Annotated in this window: 17 protein-coding genes; 5 read left to right on the top strand and 12 right to left on the bottom strand. The window is 60.0% G+C overall.

Going from position 1 to position 21,804, the window contains the following annotated elements; all coding sequences use genetic code 11:
• From BLP23_RS04185 to BLP23_RS04155, 7 genes are all read right to left on the bottom strand, one after another.
• Entirely contained in the window at positions 1-1,023 is a 1,023-nt protein-coding gene (locus BLP23_RS04185) for a polysaccharide pyruvyl transferase family protein (protein ID WP_092583656.1), read from the bottom strand.
• A gap of 32 nt (positions 1,024-1,055) precedes the next feature.
• On the bottom strand, positions 1,056-2,546 hold the full coding sequence (locus BLP23_RS04180) for a lipopolysaccharide biosynthesis protein (protein ID WP_092583655.1): 1,491 nt from the start codon (positions 2,544-2,546) through the stop codon (positions 1,056-1,058).
• A 39-nt stretch (positions 2,547-2,585) separates the two neighbouring features.
• Positions 2,586-3,518, bottom strand: coding sequence for a glycosyltransferase family 2 protein (locus BLP23_RS04175; RefSeq protein ID WP_092583654.1), 933 nt, complete (start codon positions 3,516-3,518; stop codon positions 2,586-2,588).
• A 497-nt stretch (positions 3,519-4,015) separates the two neighbouring features.
• Entirely contained in the window at positions 4,016-5,659 is a 1,644-nt protein-coding gene (locus BLP23_RS04170) for a VOC family protein (protein ID WP_208603119.1), read from the bottom strand.
• Positions 5,656-7,272 (bottom strand): response regulator, encoded by a 1,617-nt coding sequence (locus tag BLP23_RS04165; RefSeq protein WP_092583653.1) that lies wholly within the window; start codon positions 7,270-7,272, stop codon positions 5,656-5,658. The genes BLP23_RS04170 and BLP23_RS04165 overlap by 4 nt, the downstream gene beginning before the upstream one ends.
• Before the next feature lie 3 nt (positions 7,273-7,275).
• Entirely contained in the window at positions 7,276-7,701 is a 426-nt protein-coding gene (locus BLP23_RS04160; protein ID WP_022718654.1) for a response regulator, read from the bottom strand.
• Entirely contained in the window at positions 7,688-9,838 is a 2,151-nt protein-coding gene (locus BLP23_RS04155; RefSeq protein WP_233426623.1) for a PAS domain-containing sensor histidine kinase, read from the bottom strand. The genes BLP23_RS04160 and BLP23_RS04155 overlap by 14 nt, the downstream gene beginning before the upstream one ends.
• Before the next feature lie 190 nt (positions 9,839-10,028).
• Here BLP23_RS04155 and BLP23_RS04150 point away from each other — a divergent pair, with 190 nt between their 5' ends.
• The 3 genes from BLP23_RS04150 (at position 10,029) to BLP23_RS04140 (ending at position 12,017) form a co-directional block, all read left to right on the top strand.
• The gene (locus BLP23_RS04150) at positions 10,029-10,409 is read left to right on the top strand and encodes a response regulator (protein ID WP_092584262.1); all 381 of its coding nucleotides are present in this window, start codon (positions 10,029-10,031) and stop codon (positions 10,407-10,409) included.
• 460 nt (positions 10,410-10,869) lie between these two features.
• Positions 10,870-11,565 carry a response regulator transcription factor gene (locus tag BLP23_RS04145; protein WP_092583651.1) on the top strand — a complete coding sequence of 232 codons (696 nt, stop codon included), beginning with the start codon at positions 10,870-10,872 and terminating at the stop codon, positions 11,563-11,565.
• A gap of 14 nt (positions 11,566-11,579) precedes the next feature.
• Positions 11,580-12,017 carry a response regulator gene (locus tag BLP23_RS04140; RefSeq protein WP_092583650.1) on the top strand — a complete coding sequence of 146 codons (438 nt, stop codon included), beginning with the start codon at positions 11,580-11,582 and terminating at the stop codon, positions 12,015-12,017.
• 6 nt (positions 12,018-12,023) lie between these two features.
• On the opposite strand, the gene BLP23_RS04135 is transcribed toward BLP23_RS04140, so the two are convergent.
• The 4 genes from BLP23_RS04135 to ybaL all read right to left on the bottom strand — a co-directional run bounded on the left by BLP23_RS04135 (position 12,024) and on the right by ybaL (position 17,719).
• Positions 12,024-12,728 (bottom strand): sensor histidine kinase, encoded by a 705-nt coding sequence (locus BLP23_RS04135; RefSeq protein ID WP_092583649.1) that lies wholly within the window; start codon positions 12,726-12,728, stop codon positions 12,024-12,026.
• A gap of 95 nt (positions 12,729-12,823) precedes the next feature.
• Complete coding sequence (gene secD, locus BLP23_RS04130) at positions 12,824-15,385, bottom strand: protein translocase subunit SecD (protein WP_092583648.1); 2,562 nt, start codon at positions 15,383-15,385, stop codon at positions 12,824-12,826.
• Between the two features lie 87 nt (positions 15,386-15,472).
• Positions 15,473-15,892, bottom strand: coding sequence for a hypothetical protein (locus tag BLP23_RS04125; RefSeq protein ID WP_092583647.1), 420 nt, complete (start codon positions 15,890-15,892; stop codon positions 15,473-15,475).
• A 15-nt stretch (positions 15,893-15,907) separates the two neighbouring features.
• Positions 15,908-17,719, bottom strand: coding sequence for a YbaL family putative K(+) efflux transporter (ybaL, locus tag BLP23_RS04120; RefSeq protein WP_092583646.1), 1,812 nt, complete (start codon positions 17,717-17,719; stop codon positions 15,908-15,910).
• A 34-nt stretch (positions 17,720-17,753) separates the two neighbouring features.
• Here ybaL and BLP23_RS04115 point away from each other — a divergent pair, with 34 nt between their 5' ends.
• Positions 17,754-18,062, top strand: a complete 309-nt coding sequence (locus tag BLP23_RS04115) for a helix-turn-helix domain-containing protein (protein ID WP_208603118.1) — start codon at positions 17,754-17,756, stop codon at positions 18,060-18,062.
• Here the strand turns inward: BLP23_RS04115 and BLP23_RS04110 are convergent.
• A complete protein-coding gene (locus BLP23_RS04110; protein ID WP_092583645.1) occupies positions 18,059-19,486 on the bottom strand; it encodes an ArnT family glycosyltransferase in 1,428 nt (475 codons plus the stop codon). The genes BLP23_RS04115 and BLP23_RS04110 overlap by 4 nt on opposite strands.
• A gap of 650 nt (positions 19,487-20,136) precedes the next feature.
• On the opposite strand from BLP23_RS04110, the gene BLP23_RS04105 reads away from it, so the two are divergent.
• Positions 20,137-21,768, top strand: coding sequence for a globin-coupled sensor protein (locus tag BLP23_RS04105; RefSeq protein ID WP_092583644.1), 1,632 nt, complete (start codon positions 20,137-20,139; stop codon positions 21,766-21,768).
• Positions 21,769-21,804 lie beyond the last annotated feature (36 nt).

Raw genomic sequence — 21,804 nt, 5'->3', positions numbered from 1 at the left:
TCAGGCGACTGCGGCAGGCCGCACGCGGCGGGCGTCGAGGATGGCGAGCGCCTCGTCGACAGTTGCGGCAAGGGCTGCCTTTTCTGTGTTGCAGGTGCCCCAGGCCTCGATGAAGCTGCTCGTCTTGCCGTAGCTGTTGTCCAGCACGCAGTGATCGGCGCCGATCAATACGCACATGATGTGGCCGTGCATGCGGTCGGTGATGACCTGGCGCGCCGAGCCGAGCAAGGCCACGCCGCGATCGAAACGCTGCTGTGCGCGCTCGCGATAGGCAAGCTCCGTCATGCGGGCACGTCCGCCGATTTTCCCGGACATCAGGCCCTTCAGGATCGCAGTATGCTTGGTTTGCCGCTGGAAATCGGCGGGCTCGTCCGGCCAGTCGGATTTGACGGTGCCGGGACGTCCCGTGGCAGCGGTGAGATCCTGCGGAGTTCCGACTTCCTGATCTTCGCGGAGGTTGAGCAGCAACTCGTGCTGCGGCGCCGGGCGCGCGACCGGGCCGATGCAAAAGGCCATGTCCGGGCAAAGGCGCGTTTCGCATTGGAACCAGCGGCGCGCGAATTCCAGGCTTTTCTTGTCGCGCACCAGGAGCGTAAAGTTGCCGTGCTGCTCGATGGCGCGGGCCGTGCTGTCGATATTGGCCTGCTCCTTGAAATGGATCGTCTGCGGCATCTGGACGATCGGGCGGCCCTTGAATTTAGCCAGCATGCCTTCGCGGAACTGGCGATAGCCGGCCCATATGTCGCCGAAATTGCCGCCGCCGTGCAGGAAGATGCGGCCGTTGCCAATTGTCGCGAGCATCCGCTCCTCATCGTAGGTCGGAATCTCAGTCACATAGGCCGGCCGCGTCTTGCGGCGGTCGAAATAGGCGAGCTCCCCGAGCCAGATGGCGCTGTCGCCGATATTGTAGTGGTTGGGGAAATCCAGCAGCGCGAAGCGCTCCGCCGGATCGACAAGATCGGAGAGGTTGTTTGCGATCAGACCCTGAAGGCGGTTGATGATCGTAATGTTGGTTTCCTGCATAAAAGCTCCTGTTTGCTGGCTCGGCGGCGAAGCTAGGCCTCAGCCCGTTTGCCGAACGGCAGCAGCGACTTGCCGAGTGCGATATAGGGACGGATGGCCTTTCTGCCGAAGATCGGCAGAAAGGCCAGATAGATGACGGCACCAAGGCCGATGCTGAGGCCGAGTGACAGCCAGCGGCTTTGAAGATACCCGGCGATGTAGGGATGGGCGAACCAGACGCAGAGGGCCATGACGGCGCCGCCGCAGAAGGGAAGGGCGACCGCCTTGAATGTGCCGGCCGCATCGATCCCGGCATATCTGCTCAGCACATATTGCTGGTAAGGCATCGTTAGCCAGGCCCGCAGCACATAACCTGCCGCAACCGCGTAAATGCCGTAGGGAACAAGCAGCCAGGTGAGGATCAGCGTTACCGCAAGCTGGAGCGCGGCCACCGAGAGGATCGATTCCGCGCGGTTAACGGCCGAGAGCGCCGAGGATGCGAAGAAGTTCGTGACGAAAGGCACGGACATCAGCACCAGCACGGTGGCGATATCGCCGGCATTGCCCCATTTGTCTCCAAAGAGCAGGGCGATCATGTCATTCGACAGCGCGCCGAAGCCGAAGAGTAACGGGATCGTGCCGAGTGCTGCGGCACCGACGATCTTGTTGTAAGCGTTGCGGAATGCGGTGCGATCGTTCTGCAAGCGCGACAGCGTGACCAGCGAAACACTGCCGATGGGCGCCAGAACAGCCTGACCAATCAGTTCGATCAGCCGCCAGGCGATGCGATAACGGCCGACTTCGACGGCGCCGTACCAGCGGGAAATGAAGATATCCTGCACGCGGGCAAGCAGCATCCACATGAGCTGCGTCACCACGAGACTAACGCTGAAAAGGAAGACCGAACGGAATTTTTCGAGATTGAATCGCAGGCGCGGCATCCACGGGTAAGACACCCAGCCAAGGACGACGGTGACGGCCGCATTGACGGCAGTCTGCGCCACCAGCGCCCAAATGCCCCAGCCGAGATAGGCGCAGATGACAGCCGTGGTGCCGGAAAGGAGGCTTGCGGCGATGCTCTGCGCTGCAAGGCTCTTGTGACCGAAGTCGCGCGCAAGCCGCGCATTGTGGATGACTGCAAGCGACGAAAGGGGCAGCAATGGCGCCAGCCACTGCAGGATACCGGCTACCGAAGGATCGCGGACGAATTGGCCGTAATAGGGAGCGAAGACGAAGACGAGCAACGCGACGACGGCGCTGAAGGCGACCGTTGCCCAGAAACAGGTATCGGCAAGTTCCTCGTCGAGATCGAGCTGCCGGGTAATCGCATCACCGAGGCCGGCATAGGCAAGCACACGGCCGATCTCGACGAAAAGGCTGGCGAGCGCGAAGGTCCCGAAATCGGCAGGCCCAAGGATGCGGGCAAGGATGACGAAGATGACGAAGGTTGCGACTGTGCTCCACGCAACGCGGATCACCGACCAGAGGACGGACAGCGCGGTCTTTTTCTTCAGGTCGGCATGCACAACTGCATTATCTGCCATTCAGATTCCAATCGAATGTGGCACTGCCGGCGGTGAGGATCAGCGGCGGATCGCCGTTGGCGCCGCGGCGCGTTTGGCGCTCCGCCAATAGGCGAGCATGCCGGTGATATTGTCGCGAAGCTGGCGGCGGTAGGTAAGCCCCATTTCCTCGCTCATTTTCCGGCCACTGATCAGTTCCTTGAACGCTTGGCGGATGTCCCAGCGCAGCATGCCGCGCATGTTGGAGCGCCGGTCGAACATGTATTTCGCATAGAGCGCGCCGTTGCCGAAGGCATAGCCCGCATGCAGGTGGTGGATGTCCTCGATCTTGCGGCGGCCATGGAAGTGCTTGACGACGAGATCGGGAAAATATTCGACGCGGATGCCGGCGTTGGAAGCGCGGTGAATGTAATCCGTATCCTCGCCGGAGCGGAACCGCGAGCCGGCGCCGAAGAGCGGATCGAAGAGACCGATCGTTTCGCAAAGCGCCTTCGGGAAGGCCATGTTGCAGCCATGGATGAAGCCGCCCGCGTGAAGCTCGCTGGTCAATACGGCGGGCTCGAGTTCGGTCTTGATGGTGACGGGAAGATCGCGCGCATCGCCAAGCTCGACGCGTCCGCCGCGCATGACGATCTCCGTATCATTGGCGAAGACCGCGTCGATGGCCGTGAAGTAATCTGGGAACACTTCGCAATCGTCGTCCGTAAAGGCAAGGATACGGCCGGTGGCGGCGGCAATCCCTGTATTGCGAGCATTGGCAAGGCCGGGTAGCGTTTCGTAGATGAGATTGGTGTCGATCGGCGCCGAGGCCGCCCATTTGCTGAAGACATCCGAGGTGTCATCGCTCGACCCATTGTCCACGAAGACAAGTTCAAGGCGTAGATGGCCCGCCTGCCGCGCGGCGGTGGCGATGGCATCCAGGCAGTTCAATAGGCCATAGGCCCGATTTCTCGAAGAGATGATCAGGCTGATGTCAACAGGCCGAGGAGGCATTCGTTTCCCCTTCTGTGATCAATGTCCAGGCGAAGATAGGCCGCACATCGAGGTTCGGCAAGGATTTTTTGCAGTGCAGCAAAATAGAACAGATGCTGAAAAAATAGAAGAAATGAGGTAATTTGTTGACGAAGATCTTTTGTTCGGCGGTGGGTAGAAAATCCAATGAAGAAACATGTAATTATAATTTACAATTATTGTATTTAATGACTTAACGTATAGCCATTAGCAAACGTGGCCGTGTTTTGTTGTTTTTATATCGTGAATAAATCGTAATTTTATCTGATAAAAATTCAAATAATATTTGATCTCAATAAGATTAGATGTTTCCGTTTTCATTGAAGCAAATGCAGAGATCCGCGAATTGAGTGATGGCGACAAGAGTTGAGCAGAAATGCCCCTGCCGATAAAGATACGGTTGAAAACACATCTGGACTAAACTCGCTGAAGGAAGTCCGTTCCAAGAAATCATCACACATCGGAAGTCTTTCTAAGTGCTATTGTGGGACGCTAGCTTGGCGGTCTTTCTGCAGAAGCCACTTCTGGATGATTGGCACATCGGCATCGCCGAGGTCATGGCCGCCAAAGATGACGTCCGAATCGACGGTCGCGCCGGAGCTTTTCAGCCGTGTCCGAAGCTCGTTCGCATATCGCCCATAGGCGTCTGTCTTGCCGCTGATGACGAGCAGATCCGTGCCCGTAAGGTCGGCATGCGGATAGTCCGTCAGCACCGGCATAGAGCGCAGCAGCACCGCGCGATGTATCAGGCTCGGATGCAGGTAGAGCAGCGAGTTCAGAAGATTGGCGCCGTTGGAATAGCCGACATAGACGATTTTCTTCGGGTCGAGGCCGTAGGATTTGACGGCGTTGTCGATAAAGGCGGCGAAGGCTTCCGCCTCGTTCTTGATGTCGTCCTGATCGAAGGAGAACGGCGTTATGCGCTTGTACCAGCGCGGGAAACCTTCTTCCGTCGCGCGGCCGCGCACGCCGAGCAGTGTTGCGCGCGGCGCCACCTTATGCAGCAGCGGCATCAGCGTCGTCTCGTTGCCGCCCGATCCGTGAAGCAGCACGAACACGCTGCCATCCGCATCCGGTGGCGTATAGAAGCGGTGGACGAAAGGCAGATCGCGATAGTTCACGCGAGGCTCACCGGGCATGGAAAACTGCGGCAGGACGACTTTCAGGTCCTCAAGATTGGTGATCGCATCCTTTGGCGGCAGGAAGAGCTTGGAGCCGAGGGTTTCGGCCGGCTCGTCGACGGTCATGCCGGGCTTGTCCGTTGCAAGCTCGGCCAGCGTGCCACCGGGCTCTCGGGCATAGAGGGAGCGGAAATATTTGCGGTCATGCGTGCTGGTTGCCGAGGAGTTCGTCTTTTCTAGCGCTTCGTGAACCGTCGACAACTGTGCATCGTCGGTGGCGCGGAAGGCCACGTGATCGACCGTGCCTGTTCCCGGCGCACCGGACCAGAAGCCGCGGGCATTGCGGACATCGATCACGTCGCCCGACTGCGAGACGAGACGATCAATCGCGCCCTTGCTCACCTGGAAGCGATAGCCGAAGTGACTTTCGAGGAAGCTGCGGCTCTCCTCGGGCACTTCCGTCAGCATGGTCGCGCCGCGGATGCGCTGCACGGCGTGCTCCACCGGCACCGGACCGCCATGCCAGGGGGCGGCACTCTTCAGTTCCCTGTTCCCGGTAAGTTTCAAAATGATGTTATCGGGATCCTTGAGGCGCAGCACCGTCTCGCCGAACTCGTCTCCTGGCCCTTCCATGCGCAGGCCGAAACTCATTGCCCGCGTGAGCCAATAGCCGATGCTCGTAGGATCGATGGCAAGCGCGATCTCGCTGATTTGACCGAAGCCGGCGCGTCCCGGCGAACCATCTTCCCAGGCGAGGAAGGTGACGAGCGAACCGGGCGTTCCGACAGCGTCGCCATAGAAGAGATGCAGCTGCGTCGCGTCCTCGAACCCGGCCGTCTGCTTGACGAGCCGCAAGCCCAGGAAGCCTGCGTAGAAATCGACGTTCGCCTGCACTTTGCGGGTAATCGCCGTGACGTGATGTATTCCAGAAACCATCGATAGCAGTCCGGATTGGATCGGTGTGGCGAGTAATGCCAGAACGAGAGCTGATGCGAAAGTCATGCTAGTACCGTGGGAGATTGCCTTGATTGTTCTACACATAAAACGAACGAATCGCCGCGTGGTTGCAGTTCCAACGTATCGACTTCCTCCAATGCTGCTTCCAGTTGCTGCAGGGTTGGCGGCTTCACCATATAAGCGAGCGCGCCAAGCTCCTTTGCTCTTTGAATATCGCCTTCGTCGCTTGACGTACTGAGGATGCAGACCGGAATCCCGGCGAGCCGCCTATCGGCTGCAAGCGCATTCAGGACCTCGAAACCGTCCATGAGCGGCATGTTGATGTCGAGCAGCATCAGGTCCATCGGCGGCTGATCGGCTATTGCGGCACGCTGCTCGAGCAGCAGCATCGCTTCACGACCGTTGTTTGCGACATGGAGATTGAAGCTGACTTTCTCGCGGCGCATGAGCTTCAGTTTCAGAAGTTGTATGTCGGCTGGGCTGTCTTCGACAAGCAGCACCTCGGCAAGCCTGCCCGCCCCCTCCGTCACCTGTTCGTAATGTCGGACGCTGTGAGCAGCAGGCATGGCCGCGGGGGCTGCGGCGGCTGCCTGCGCAAGGGGTACTTCGAGGATAAAAATCGCGCCATCATCGCGCGCCTCGCACCAGATCGCACCGCCATGCAATTGCGCGATGCGGCGGCAGATGGCCAGACCGAGGCCGGTTCCCTCGATGCCGCGGCCGACGAGCCGTTTGAACGGCTGGAAAATCAGCTCACGATGGGCGGGATCGATGCCGGGGCCGTTGTCGCAGACGGAAAGCCGGCATAGGCCGCTATCTGCTGTCGCCGCGATCCTGATTTCCGGTATGCGGTTCTCGCAATAACGGATGGAATTCGAAACGAGGTTTTGCAGAAGCTGGATCAGTAACGTCGCGTCGCCCATCACTTCGGGCAAGTCTGCCCGGCTGATCACTGCCTGGCGGCTTTCGATTTGCCGATGGAGATTATCCTCCACCTGATCCAGCACCGAGGCGAGCGAGACAGGCTTCAGCTCCAGCTCGCCGGAGGCCTCGAGCTTGGTGAAGCCCGAAACCTTGACGATCAGATCCTCCATGTGATCGGCAGCGCTCAGCACATAGTCGAAAAGCTCGCGATCCTCAGGCAGCAGCGATGGCGAACCGTGCAGGATCTTGCTGAAGGACTTGATTGTTCTCAGCGGTTCTTTGAGGTCGTGCGCCATCGCACGGGTGAAAATTTCAAGGGATTGGCGTTTCTGCTCCAGCTTGGTCTCCAGTGCGCCGTGCATGATGGCGTTCTGAATGCAGCGGTGCAGCCCTTCTGGTGAAAGCGCATCCTTGGTCAGGTAGTCGCGTGCGCCGCTCTTCATCACCTCGACGGCAACCGCCTCGTTGCCCTGGCCTGTCAGCATGACGACATTGGCGGAGGCATCGAGTTCGAGGATTTGCGCTAGCACTCCGAGGCCGTTGCGGCCGGGCAAAGAGTAATCGAGCAGGATGCAGTTCGGCCGTTTGCGGGTGATCATCGCGAGACCCTGATCACCGGTCTCGGCCTCTGCCAGCGTGTAGGTCGTACCCGCTATACGGCCCAGCATGCGACGGTAGAAATCGCGGTCGTCCATATTGTCGTCGATGATCAGTACCGAGCAGACTTCTGCCAATCGTCACTCCTCCAGGGGCAGTATGGCAATCTCGAACCAATATTCCTTCAGCCTTTGTATGGCTGCAAAAAGGCCGTCCAGATCGACGGGCTTTTGCACATAGGTATTGGCGCCGAGGGCATAGCAGCCCTCGATGTCGCGCTCGTCGTCGGAGGTCGTCAGGATAACGACCGGTATCTTATGCCAGTGCGTATTGGATTTGATCGCCTCCAACGTCTTGCGGCCGTCGAGCCCCGGCATGTTGAGATCGAGCAGGATCAGACCTGGCCGCGGACTGATGGTTGCCAGCATATCGAGAGCCTCTTGTCCCGAAGCCGCCCAGTAGATCGGGTTGCGCAGGTTCGTGCGCTTGAAAGCGCGCATCGTCGCTTCGAAGTCGTCCTCGCTGTCCTCAACGATGAGGATCGGTTGCGTATCACGCTGCTGCATTCTGCTCCTCGCGCTTCCTGCCCAAAGTGAAATAGAACGTCGTGCCCGCGCCGACCTCCGATTCCAGCCATATCTCGCCGTTGTGGCGGGCGATGATCTTGCGGACGAAGGTCAAGCCGGCGCCTGTTCCGTCATCCGAATCCTGCGATTTTTCCAGGCGTTTGAAAATGCGGAAAATATCCTCGTGGAATTCCTTGGGTATGCCTTTGCCGTTATCTTTAACGAAGAAGACGTTGCGCGCCGTCGTGCCGTCCCTAGCGACGAGGTGTTCGAGATAGCCGATGCTGACGAGCGGATGAGGTTTGTCGTTGTACTTGATCGCATTGGTTATAAGGTTGCGGAAGACTTCCGTGAGCCGCAGCGCATCACAGACGACTTCCGGCAATTGGCCATCGATGACAACCTTGGCATGGCGCTCCTCCAGAAGCAGCTCCATGGTGGCGATCACATCCTTGATGACAAGATTGATGTCGGTTCGCTTCACCGCAAGCTGCTGCCGGCCGATCCGCGAAAAATAGAGCAGGTCGTTGACCAGCTTCTCCATACGCTGGCTGAGCCGCACCAGGCGATTGAGGCGCCGTACGCCATCCTCGTCGAGGAGGCCTTCGTAGTCCTCCAACAGGAAGCGCGAGTGGTTGTGAAGCCCACGCAGCGGCTCCTTCAGATCATGCGAAGCAATATAGGCGAACTCGTCGAGGTCGTGATTGCTCCGCTCCAGATCGGCGGTATAATCCTCAAGTTGCGCCAGCGTCGTCTTCAGCCGCTCCTCCTGGGTCACGCGCTCGCTGATATCGCGCACAATGCCGACGAAGGCCTTCGTTCCGCCGCTCTTCACCTCGCTGACGGAAACATCGAGCGGAAAGGCGGCGCCATTCTTGCGCCGTCCGGAAACCTTGCGCGTGGTGCCGATGATGCGCTGCTCGCCGGTTTCGGCATAGTGGCGCAGATAGCCGTCGTGCTCCGAATGATACGGTTCGGGCATCAACATCTTGACATTTCTGCCGATCACTTCTTGCGGCGTGTAACCGAACATCTGCTCGGCCGCCGGATTGAAACTTAAGATCGTTCCCTTTTCGTCAATCGTGAGCACCGCGTCCGGCGTGCTGCGCACCAAGGCGCTGAAGCGGATGCGTTCGGTCTCGAGGTTCAGCCTGTTGCGCACGTAGTAAAATACGAGCAAAGCAATCAGCCATAGCATGACGAGGGTGATCGCCCGGTTCGTGACCTCCTGCCAGAAGCCTACGCTGTCGTGGCGCACGGCAAAGAAGCCGAGCAGGACGAGGATGGTGCACACGAGGGCGAAGAGAAGCGACGCCTTGCGGTTTCTGAACCAGAGAGCGGTCAGCACCAGTGGCACGTAAAGAATGCCGTTCGCCACACCAAGCGGCGTATAGAGGTCTGCGGTAAGCCCAGTGAAGCACACGAGTGCGGGAACCCACAGCGGTACTCGGCCACGGCTTTCGGGTTGCCGCCACCAGGCACTTGCGAGCAATCCGCCGCCGAATAGCACCATGCCGATCGCCGTTGGCAAAGCCATCGTTGCATAAGGCCCCCAGCGATAGCCCTGTTCCGCATTGGTGACGTAGCTGATAAGGGCGATCATGCCGAGCGTCATGACCACATAGCTCACCAATTCCTGGACGAGCGGCGCTCTTGCGGCTCTCCAATTCTGAGCGGCGATCAGCGACAGGTTGCCCATCAGGAAAATCACGGCCGTATTCGGTCCCATGCCGCCGCCGATCTGCGCGGCGAAATCGGGCGATATAAGAATATCGGTCAACAGGCGGTCGATGTGATGAACGGTGCGGCCGAAGATAGTGATCTCAATCAGCCGGGCGAGCGCGATGACAACGACGAACACCGAAAGTGCTGTTGAAGGCACCGACACCAGCCGCCGGCCTGTAGCGGAAGTGGCAAGGGCGCCGCCGGACAAAACAAAGCAGAGTGCCGTGTTGAACGCCATCGACGGAAAATCGGGAACGACCGAAATGATGACTTCGAGCTGCAGCAGCCAGCCGGCCAGCGCGGTCAGTCCGAGAAGGGCAAGCAGAGAGCCGATACCGATGACGGCGGAGCGATAGCGCTTCCGATTTATCTGCGGATCGTCCTGCAGTCCTGCCGCCGCTGCTTTCCACACGTCGTCACACCTCCCCAGTCGCGTGCCAATTTTTTCCGAAAACCCAAAAGACACAATAGGAAAACGCATGGTTGCGCGACTGATTCATCGGTGGGCGGTCTGCCGCTGCTATCGATTGGAGGAAAATGCGGCTAGTGTTGCGAAAACGCACAATCGAGAAGCGTTCCGAGACCGCTGGATGCGAGCACCGATGCCAGTCATATTTTATATCGATGACAGCAGGGATGATCTTTTCTACCTCGACTATATCCGCAAGAAAGAGGGGATCTCTGTTGATCTTTTCTGTTTTGCAACGGCCGAGGCGGGTCTTGCCGCCCTGGAGCACCGATTTGCCGAGCGCGACGCGCTTCCGGACGTGCTCATCGCCGATCTCTATATGCCCCTCGATAGCGGCCTTGCGCTCATCGCGCGGCTTCGAGCGGAAGCCCGGTTCAAAACGATGCGGCTTTGTGTCTGCAGCGGATCGGATGCCGAGGAAGATCGGCAGCGCGCTTTGGTTGCCGGTGCTGATTCCTATCTTCAAAAACCCCTCGACTTTGCGGCGATTTTTCGTCCCCAAACGTCGCGCTGAAGGGAAGACGGCGCGACAAAGCTGCAGATCCGGCTTTGGCGCTGCTGGAAACTGCGATTGACAAGGTCGTTTCAGAATTTCAAAATACACAACCATGGGGAAGAGGAGTGATTGAGCACTGAGAGAGCCGACCGACCCACATTCGCCGCCACGAATTTCAGCCAACCCCTTAGCTGGATGGATCTATCAGCTCTCTCGCGCTTACTCCGGCACTTCTTCCGCTCTTCATGGATGGTGAACAACGAAATTGCGATACCTAGGTAAGAACTACGACTATCCTGTGTATCACTTGCGGTTGAGAGAATTGATGTCGTTTCCGCTTTCAGGATATTGGGGTCCCCATCCCTTTATCCTCATCAATTGTCTCGAGATTCTTCTAACTTCTCGCATGCAGGACGTATATCCCAAGATTTCGGGATGAAGATAACTTCCGGAGGTTCGACATAAGGATTTTGCTGGAATGACCAACGCTGCGGCGGTTCCATTTCACACAGGGCCCGAGCTCAGCCGGGCGATCAATCGCACCGACTTTTTCCGCCTCTTCAAGGCGGCGGCACAGCACTATCACTTCGATAACTTTGCGCTTGCTCGGATTTCCGAGGCAAACGCACCCTTCGGCGAGCGCGAAGTCGTCATCACCAATATTGCCGAACGCAGGGTCCCGCTTTTCCTCAAGATGCTCAAGGAGGCACTGGGCGCGCTGAAGGCAAAGACCGCGCAGTTCCTGACGACGCCGGTCTACGGCAAGAGCGGATCGGTCGGGGCCGACCTCGTATTCAACGAATTCAATGGCAATACCTTTCTGCTCATTCCTCTCTTCACGCCGGAGGGGCGGCGCTACTGTCTCGTGCTCAGCGGCATGCGGTCTGAGCCCGATCAGGGAGAAATTGCCGACGTTCTGCTCGATGCCATGCGTATTTTCGACAAACTTTACGAGGAAATCTTGACGCAGGAGATGTCAGGGCGCCTGACGCAACGGGAGGCGGAAATCGTCAAATGGACCAGCGAAGGCAAGACGTCAGCCGAGATCGCGATCATACTCGGATTGTCGGAGCACACCGTCAATTCTCATATCACGGCCGCCGCCAGGAAGCTTGATGCGGTGAACCGCGTTCATATGGTGGCGATTGCCCTCAGGAATGGTTTGGTTTCGTGACCGGGGAAAACAGCATGAGCGCCGAAGCGATTGCGGGCGATGCCGTCAAGGTCCTATTCGTGGATGACGAATTCGTCGAGTTCAGGTCGCTGAAGAAGAAGATTGGCAGCCTTTCCGAGCCTGCCGTCGACGTCGAATATTCGCAGTCCATCAGCGACGCGCTGGAGAAGGTCAAGGGCGGCCGGTTCGATCTCATTCTGCTCGACAACCGACTGCTGCCGAATGCCGATTTCCGCGAGACGGTGCCCGAGCTTCGCGGCATCGGCTACACAGGACCAATCGGCGTCGTTTCAACGGACATTTCGGATGGCTATTTCCAAGAGTTTCCGGACTATGGCGTCGATTTTCGTATCGGCAAGGATGAGATCGACGCGCGGACGCTGCAATATATCATCCGCGAATTCGTGAAATACGACCTGCCCGACTTCTGGAAGGACGACTACACGATCTGATCGAGTTCAGGCGGGCAGCCGGATAGTGAAGCGGCTCCCCGTGTGGTCCGAATGGCTGAGTATCAGCTCGCCGCCAAGCGCGCCTAAGAGTTCGCGCGAAGCCGTCAGTCCCAGGCCAGGGCCGGTCACGGCGTCTGGCTGAGGCAGTTTCCAGAAAGGTTCGAATATCCGCTCCTGATGGACCGGCTCGATGCCCCGCCCGTTGTCGGAAATATGGATCAGCCAATCGCTGCCGCTCCTTTCTGCCGCCAGTTCGATACGGGGATCCGCCGCACCCCGGTAAAGCAGCGCATTGGCGAGAACGTTCTTCAGCACGGTTGACAGAAGGGCCGCATCACTGTTGAGGATTGGAAGCCTGTCACGGGTGATACGCGCGTCATGGGCACCCATCTCGGTCTTCAATTCCGTCCAGAGACCGTCGACAAGCGGGCCGAGTTCCACCGGAGCTGGCGAAACCTGCGGCGCGCCGGCAGCAAAGCTCATCAGCGCCTTGGTGAGGCGTTGCGCAGTCTGGGCTTTCTGAAGGATCGCCGTGAGGCTTTCGAGCTGTTCGCTATCGAGCTTCTCGCCGAGCTCATCCAGGAGGATTTCCGCATACATCGCGATGTGCCGAAGCGGCGATTGAAGGTCGTGTGAAGCCGTCGCCAGAAAACGCCTTATGCGCTCCTCGCTGGTGCTCGAAACAGCAGTTGGCGTTGGATCGGATGACATTGAGACGCAACCTCTCGCTTCTTTGAAGTGAAAATAGAAAGAGGGCGCCGGTTCGGCAACCGGCGCCCTCTCGGAATGTCTGTGTCGAAGATTAATTAGCCGATCGACTTGCGCGGCTCGGTGGCTTCCGGCGGAATGATTTCCGGCTCGGCGCCAGCAGATGCCGCCACGGCCTTGGCGTGGCGGCGGCGCCAGTCGCCGAGGAAGAGCAGGATCGGCGCTGCGATGAAGACCGAGGAGAGCGCGGCGACGGCAATGCCGAACACCATCGGGATCGCAAAGCTCTCGACCGCGCTGCCACCCCAGATCGCCATCGGAAGCATGGCGAGGAAGGCGGTGGCGGAGGTATAGAGGCTTCGGCCGAGCGTTTCGTTGATCGATTTGTCGATGAGTTCGCGAAGTGGCATCGACTTGTAGAGGCGCATGTTTTCACGCATGCGGTCGTAGACCACGACCTTGTCGTTCACCGAATAACCGACCAGCGTCAAAAGGGCCGCGATGGCAGTGAGGTTGAAGTCGAGCCCGGTAAGCGCGAAGAAGCCGATGGTCTTCGTCACATCGAGGATGAGGGTGGCGATGGCGCCGACCGCAAATGGCCATTCGAAGCGCGCCCAGATATAGACAAGCATCGCCAGGCTTGCGAGAACGACCGAGAGAATACCGGCGACCGCGAGCTCGCCGCTGACCTTCGGGCCAACGACTTCCGTCCGTTCGATCGTTGCCGACGGATCGATCTTGACGATCTCTGCCTTCAGCTGATTGACGGCCGTCGTCTGCGCTTCTTCGCCGCCCGGCTGGCGCTCGGCCCGGATAAGCACGTGGTTGCTGTCGCCGAAGGATTGCAGCGCCACTTCGCCGAGGCCCAGTGCATCGAGGCCTTCACGGAAGGAGGCAAGATCGGCGGGCTGTGCCGTCTTTACTTCCAACTGGATGCCGCCGCGGAAATCGACGCCATAGTTGAGGCCCGGCGTGACGAACAGCACGACGGAAATGATGGAAAGGGCGGCGGAAAGCGCAAGGCCGAAGAAGCGCGCTTTCATGAAGTGAATTTGCGTTCCGTCCGGAACGAGGCTGATCGGAAGCAGCGGCTTGATGTTGATGACCTTCATCTTCGTGCGACGGACGATTGCCATCATCGCGACACGGACGATGGAAACGGCGGTGAACATGGAGATCATGATGCCGAGGCCCATGGTCACGGCGAAGCCGCGAACCGGGCCGGAGCCGAACCAGAACAGCAGCACGGTGGCGATCAGCGCCGTCATGTTACTGTCGACGATGGTCGAGTAGGCGCGGCTGAAGCCGGCGTCGATCGCGGCGAATGCGCCGCGGCCCTTGCGGGTTTCTTCACGGATGCGCTCGTTGATCAGAACGTTCGCATCCACCGCCAGACCGATGCCGAGGACGACACCGGCAATGCCGGGCAGGGTCAGCGTCGAGCCGATCAGCGTCAGGCCGGCGAAGGTCAAGATCACGTTCAGGAACAGCGCGACGTTTGCGAGCAGACCCCAGCCGCCATAGAGGAAGAACATGAAGCCGACGACCAGTGCGAAGCCGATGAGGCCGGAGGTCAGACCCTTCTTGATCGCGTCACCGCCGAGATCGGCGCCGACGGTGCGTTCCTCGATGACGGTGAGCTTGGCGGGAAGGGCGCCGGCGCGCAGCATTGCCGCAAGCGTGGTGGCGCTTTCAGCCGTGAAGCTGCCGGAAATCTGGCCGGAGCCGCCGGTGATCGGTTCGCGAATGACGGGCGCGCTCAGCACCTTGCCGTCGAGGACGATGGCGAATGGATTGCCGACATTCTGGCGGGTAATATCCGCAAAGCGGGTTGCGCCGGCGCTATCGAAGCGGAAGCTGACGATCGGCTCGCGCGTGTTTTGGTCGAAGCCGACGCGGGCGTCCGAAAGGCGGTCGCCGGAGATTTCGACGCGGTCTTCCACCGGATAGGTGTTGCCCTGCTCGTCTTTCATCATGGTCACGCCGGGTGCCGGAGCGTTGTTCGGGGCAAGCATGTGGAACGTCATCTTGGCCGTGGAGCCGAGCAGCTGGCGCAGGCGGGTCGGATCCTGCGTGCCGGGAAGCTGAACGAGGATACGGTTTGCGCCAACGCGCTGGATCGTTGGCTCGGCGACGCCGACCTGGTCGACGCGCTGGCGGATGACCTCGAGGCTCTGCTCGACGGCGGAGTTCACGTTCTGCGTGATACCTGCCTCTGAAAAAGTCATCGTGACGTTGTTCGTGCCGCTGGCAGCGATATCGAGGTCGGACTGACCGGCGGTAAGGCCGACGCCCACAGGGTTCGCCAGCGTCTGCAGATCGGTGATGGCAGCGTCGCGCTGCGTCGGGTCCGTCAGCGTCACGATGATCTGGTTCTGGTTGCGGGCGACCGAGCTGGTCGCAACACCCTTTTCGCGCAGCACGCGGCGGGTATCCTGCAGGAGCGATTGCAGGCGTTCCTTCGTCAGTTCCGATTCATCGACTTCGAGAACAAGGTGGGAGCCGCCGCGGAGGTCGAGACCAAGAGAGACCTGATCGTGAGGCAGCCAGGAAGGTATGCGGTCGAGGACGTTTTGCGGCAGGACGTTCGGCAACGCCGTGAGAATGCCGAAGAGGATGATCACCGTGTAGGTGAGCACCAGCCATGGTGAGGTGCGCATGTCGTTGTATTCCTTGAATATGCATATACCGGCGCGGTGCGCTGGCGGTGTGTCATGTGATTTTGTAAAGGCGCGATGGTCGCGATATCAAGCAGCGGGCGGGGCTCGCGGCTGATTGCCCGGCAGAGCGGCCGGACGAAGAGCAGTATCGATCGGCGGCAGAGCCGCAGGCGGGCTCCACTCTGCGAATTCGAGATGCGGCGGTACCGGCACGGGGACCGGGCCAAAATCGTGAAGCGTTTGTTTCGGCGCAACCTTACGATCGGCGGCGAGAATGCCGCGAACCGCCTCGCGCGCGGTCAGCTGGGGCGGCTGGGGTTCCTTGCCGGGCAAGATCAGCGCATTGTTGTCTGAGGCTGCGGGACCGAGAATGAGATTGCCGCCGATGAGAAGGCCGATATAGGCGGCAATCGCAAGGACGAGCGAAACCGCGATGCGGGCGCTTAACCGGCGTGCATCGAATCCTTCGCCGCCATTCTTTGCGATCTCGCTCTCAAATCGGCTCAAAAGCGTAAAAACCCGTCATTCACTCTCGGACGGCGCTGCGGCCGTGCCCGGAATTGTATCAGTCCCATGCCCATCTTCATAGGCCGGACTGTCATGATGCACTTGGGCGAGCCGGTCAACCATTCCCATGGCGATTTCTCGCTCGCCCATGATGACGGTATCGGCGCCGTACTGTTTCAACTCGTCGACTTCGGCGTCCGAATGGGCGCGGGCGACGATCAGGATCGACGGGTTCACGCTGCGGCCGTATTCGGCAACACGGCACGCTTCGAAGGCATTCGGGATGGCAATCACCAGGCTGCGCGCGCCAGGAAGATTGGCGAGATCGAGCACTTCGCGGGCGCCGGCATTGCCGAGAACCGTCTCAACGCCCTGCGCAGCAAGCTCTTCGATCCGCTTTTCGGAATCTTCGATGACCAAGAAAGGTGTGCTCGAAGACTTCAGGTTCTGGCCGACGATGCTGCCGACGCGGCCGTAGCCGACGAGGATGGCGTGGCCGGAAAGCGACGTCGGCTGGATTTCGTCTTCGGGTTCGGCGGGCTCGATGGGTTCTTCGGCGGCAGCGGTTGTATCGACTGGAGCCTCCTCCCGCTTCGGACGGTGGAAAAGCGGGCGCATGCGGTCGCAGGCGAAGAAGAGCAGCGGGTTGAGGATGATCGAAATGAGTGCGCCTGCAAGGACGAGATCGCGGCCTTCTTCCGGCAGCAGGCCGAGATCGACACCGAGGGCGGCAAGGATGAAGGAGAATTCGCCGATCTGTCCCAGGCTGGCGGAGATCGTCAGTGCCGTACCGGCCGGCTTCCGAAAGAGCAGCACGATGAGAAAGGCGGCGACGGACTTACCGATGACGATGATGAAGACGGTTGCCAGGACAGGCAGCGGCCTTTCGACCAGGATGTGCGGATCAAAGAGCATGCCAACGGAGACGAAGAAGAGCACAGCGAATGCGTCGCGAAGCGGCAGGCTTTCCTGGGCGGCGCGATGGCTGAGTTCGCTTTCTGCAAGCACCATGCCCGCAAAGAAGGCGCCTAGTGCAAGCGACACGCCAAAGAGCTTCGCGGCGCCGAAAGCGACGCCGAGCGCGATGGCGAGCACGCCGAGGCGGAAGAGTTCGCGCGAGCCGGTATGGGCGATCCTGTGCATCGTCCAGGGAATGAGCTTGCGGCCGAAGACAAGCATCAGGGCGACGAAGAGTGCCACCTTCACCAGCGTCATGCCAATGATGCCGGAAATGCCGAGATCGAGCCCGAACAGGCGGTTGAGGCCGGCCGAAAGCGGCTCGACCGGCGCATGTTCACCGCCGCCGATGCTGGCGGCTGCGGGTATCAGCACGAGCGCGAGGACCATGGCCAAGTCCTCCACGATCAGCCAGCCGACGGCGATCTTGCCGCGTTCCGTTTCCACGAGGCGGCGTTCCTGCAGCGCCTTTAGGAGAACGACGGTCGAGGCGACGGAGAGTGCGAGGCCAAAGACGAGACTGCCGCCGGTTGACCAGCCCATCAGCGCGCCGAGACCCCAGCCGAGCAGGGTCGCGAAGGCGATCTGGGCGACGGCTCCCGGCACGGCGATGCCGCGAACCGAAAGCAGGTCCTTGAGCGAGAAGTGCAGGCCGACGCCGAACATCAATAGGATGACGCCGATTTCGGCAAGTTCGGGCGCGAGATCCTGATCCGCCACATAGCCGGGGGTGTGTGGACCAACGAGAATGCCGGCAACGAGATAGCCGACAAGCGGCGGCAATCTCAGGCGGTTGGCGATGGCGCCAAGGATAAACGCCAGCACGAGCCCCCCGACGATCGTCGAAATCAAAGGCGTGTCGTGCGGCATCGCTCTCTCCCGGTCTGGAATTCCTGATCAAAAAGTGACATATATGGCTTATATTGACCAATATGGGTGGATTGAGATCATGGGTCAAGGCGCAAAGGAGACTATTCTCACGCCTGCTTTATGCCGGGCAGCACGCGGTTTGCTCGATTGGACGCAAGCCGAACTCGCCGGCAAGGCGTCGGTTTCGCGCAGTACAATACGCGACTACGAAGGGCAGAACCATGAAATCCACCGCGCCACCGAGGCCCAGCTACGCCTGGCCTTCGAGGACGGCGGTGTTCGCTTCGTTGAAATCGAAGGGGCGGGGACAGGGCTTTGCCTGCCTCCCGCGGCCAGTCTTTAGCTCTGCGGTCCAAGGCAGCTTGCAGGCGCTTTGTATGCATTGATCGTCCTGCCGCGGTAGTAGCCGTCGGCCGGCTGCCAGCTTTTGACCAGTTCCGGTGCCGCGGCTGCGCAGGTCAGTTCGTTGCGCGTGACGAAGAGAACCTGATCTTGCACATCCGCCGGCAATGCGAAGTTCTGCTCGTAGTAATTGCCCGGGAAGCCGGCGGGTGGACGCGAATAGATCTTGAGCGGTTCGTTCCTGAGCGTATGGAACATGTCGGCGACGAAATCGCGATTGTCGGTGACGACGATCCCAAGTCCGGCCTGCTTGGCCAGCACACCGACTTCGCGGCTGATTTCGCTGCGGCCGAGATAGCGTTTCATCACTTCATTACCGCCCGGAAGGATCAATTGATGCGCAAAGATCGTCGCAAGCGGAAAAAGGAAGCTCGCAACGCCGCCGACGACGAGCGAAATGCGCAAGCCCTTCGGCCATAGCTGCGTGAGCACCAAGACGGCGAGGACCGTACCTGCGACATAGGCCGACACGCCCCAGTTCGCCTCGGCCTTGGCGACAAAGGCCTGCAGGGTGATCAGCAGGACGACCGGCATGGAGAGCCAGATGAGGAGCTTTTCCTTCTCGCCGCTCTTGCCTTTGATCATGCGCCAAGTCGCCCAAAGCATCGCGAAGAAGACGATCGGCCCGACGACCCCGAACTGTGCGGCGAAGAATTCAAGCGCGCCGCCAAAGTTCAGCTGCATCTGGTCCCACTTCGCGATGTCTTCGGTGTGGCGCACTGTGGTCGCGTCATGGGTGACGTTCCACCACAGGTTTGGTGAAGCGACGGCAAGCGCGGCGGCGACCGAAATGAGGAAGTCGCGCCAGGCAATCCGCGCAGCCGGTACCAGAAGCAGCGCGATCAGCCCACCGGGAACGATGAAAAGGATCGCGTATTTCGACAGGAAGGCGCAACCGAAGGCGACACCCATGACGAGCGCAAGTGCGCCCGAGCGCTTCTCGGTCAGACCGAAATAGGCCCAGAGCCCGATCGTCATGAAGAACAGGAGAACGACATCGGTGGAGAAGAAGACGGAGGAGAGCGCGACGGCAGGCATCGTGATGTAGATGACACCGGTCCAGCCTTCAATTTCGGGACCTTCAACGCGCTTTGCGAACTGCATCAGCAGCAATGCCGTGGCCATATGCACGAGAGGCCCGCAGAGCCGCACCCAGAAGATGTCGGTTGAGCCGGCAATCTCCGTCATCGACCGGATGAACCAGGCGATCATCGGCGGCTTCGAATAATAGCCGAAGTCGAGATTCTGCGACCAGAACCAGTATTGCGCCTCATCGACGAAGAAATCCGTCGTGTCGAAATGCAGCATCGCAATACGCCACAGGGTGACGGCGAGAATGATGAAAAGGCCGGTTCTGGCAGTCATGAACAACTTCCGCTGAGCTTGAGGCGCCTGCGATACATCAGAGGAAGAGGGCTGCCAACGGGCGGCGCAAGAAAGCCGCACTATGCCGCAGGCGGCAACTGCATTCAGAGCACCCGGAGGGTGAGGCTGCCGCGATTGGCTTCGATCCGGTCGAGCAGGGCGACGGCGGCCAGCGTGGCGATCGCGATGAGGCAGGAACCCAGTCCAAGAACAATCATTGCTCTATCCTTAACGACATCATGTCATGTCTGAGGTGCCGGATATAGCATGGACCTTGCGCAGGACTTGTAGCGCGCCTGCAACTGCGCCGGACTATTTCGTTGAACGTGTTCGAAATGCTTGGAAAGGGCGGTTTGTTAAAACACCTATTAACCTTCAAGCAAGGAATTAACCATAAACATTGCGAGACACGTCGGAATGGGAAGATGTTTGCTCGTTCCCACCAGGCATGAAGCCGTCCCGCCGTACCGGCTCGATCCGGTATCCATCTCTTTTCCGAAACAGATTTGCTGATCGGGATACTTCCGCCCTCCGGTTTGCGCCGGTGGTGACACAGGTCGTTTCCCTGCATTGCGCTCATCGGATGGAGCACAACGGTTTTTCACCGGACCTTGTCCGGAATGTGGTGGGGATAGGCATTGGGGCAGGACATGCCATCAGATCAGGCCAGGGGCGCGCAGGCAGGCAGCCTTCGCGATCGCCTGCGCTTTGCCGGTCTCGATGCCGCGCAATGCGAGGCGGTGCGCCGTCACCGGCCGATGCTCGAAGCCCGGCTGAAAAGCGGCCTTCGCGACCTGTTCCAGCGCTTCCAATCTTTCCCGGACGCGGCCAGCAATTTCCAGAACGAGCGCCAGCTTGATCGCCTGCACGATCTTCAGTCCTCCCACTGGGACGTGCTGACCGATGCGCGCTTCGACAGTCTCTATGCAGAGCGCGTCAAGGTTCTTTCCGACAGCGAAAATAAGATGGGGCTTGATCCGCGCTGGCACGTGGCTGGCCATGGCGTCGTGCTGGAGCATCTCATTTCCGGTCTTGCAGGCGAGCTGGCAGGCAAGCCGCTTTTGCCGGGCGCCAAGCGCCGCGCGAAAGAAATCTCCCAGATGATGACGGCCATCATCCGCCTCGTCATGGTCGATGTCGAAATCGCCGTTTCGCTGCGCTTCAATGCACTGCGTGCCTCCCAGCAGCGCGCACTTGCCGAGCAGCGTGAAAACGACAAGGCAGAGATCGCGCGGATTTTCGGTGACGTGGTCGAGGGCCTCGCGGCCCGCGACCTGACCGTGCGTGCAGCCACCGATGGCGACGATGCCTACGCCGATACCGCCGGTTCGCTCAATGCGGCGCTCGATGGCATTCAGGCGGAATTTGCGGCAATCAGCGAGCGCACGGCAAAAGCCGAACTCTCCATGCGTTCGCTCGCGGCTGCCTCCCAGGGCTTTTCGGGCGATGCAGCCGGTCATTCGCGGCAACTCATGACATCGGCAGCAGTGCTCGAAGCAATCGCCGGAAGTGTCCGCAACGGCGCATCGGAAAGCCGCGCTGCGGAAAAGGCCGCGGCCTCCACCCGCTCGGCGGCGGAAGAGAGTGGCCAGGTCGTCGGCCACGCCATCAGCGCGATGGCGGATATCGAGCAGTCCGCCGAAAAGATCGGCCAGATCATCGGCGCAATCGACGAGATTGCCTTCCAGACGAACCTGCTGGCGCTGAACGCGGGTATCGAAGCCGCGCGTGCCGGCGAATCCGGCCGCGGCTTTGCGGTCGTGGCGCAGGAGGTACGGGCGCTTGCTCAGCGTTCTGCCGAAGCCGCTCGCGAAATCAAGACGCTTGTCACGACGACCAAGGCGCAGGTCGATGCCGGCGTTCAGATGGTCGGCCGCACGCAGGATTCGATTGGCAACATCGTGCGGCAGGTAACCGGCATCAATGCGGCAATCGCAACGATTGCAAGCCAGACGGGCGAGCACGCCGCAAGCCTCGACACGGTGACGGCTGACGTCAAGGCGCTTGGCGGGCAGGTTGCCGACAGCGCGGCATCAGCCAACCGCGCAGCCGAAGGCGCCGATCATCTGCACACCGTGATCCTCGAACTGGGGCAGACGATCCGCGCGTTCCGCATCGCCCGCGAAAACGCCCGTATCGAGGCCGCTCCGCTCCGCGCTTCCCGCCAACGCAGTATCGAGATCGCGGCCCGTCCCGCCACGCTGGACGAGCAATTCGACAGCGAGGATTTCGGGCTTTCCCGTCCGGCTGTGAATTTCGGAGGCGGCCGAAATGTTTACTAACCTATCGGAATATGAGCTCGCCTCATTTTTGCGGGC

It is taken from the genome of Rhizobium mongolense subsp. loessense (assembly GCF_900099775.1).
Lineage (GTDB): Bacteria > Pseudomonadota > Alphaproteobacteria > Rhizobiales > Rhizobiaceae > Rhizobium > Rhizobium loessense.
The sequence above is the reverse complement of the archived record's forward strand: the minus strand, read 5'-3'. Positions and strand labels throughout refer to the sequence as shown.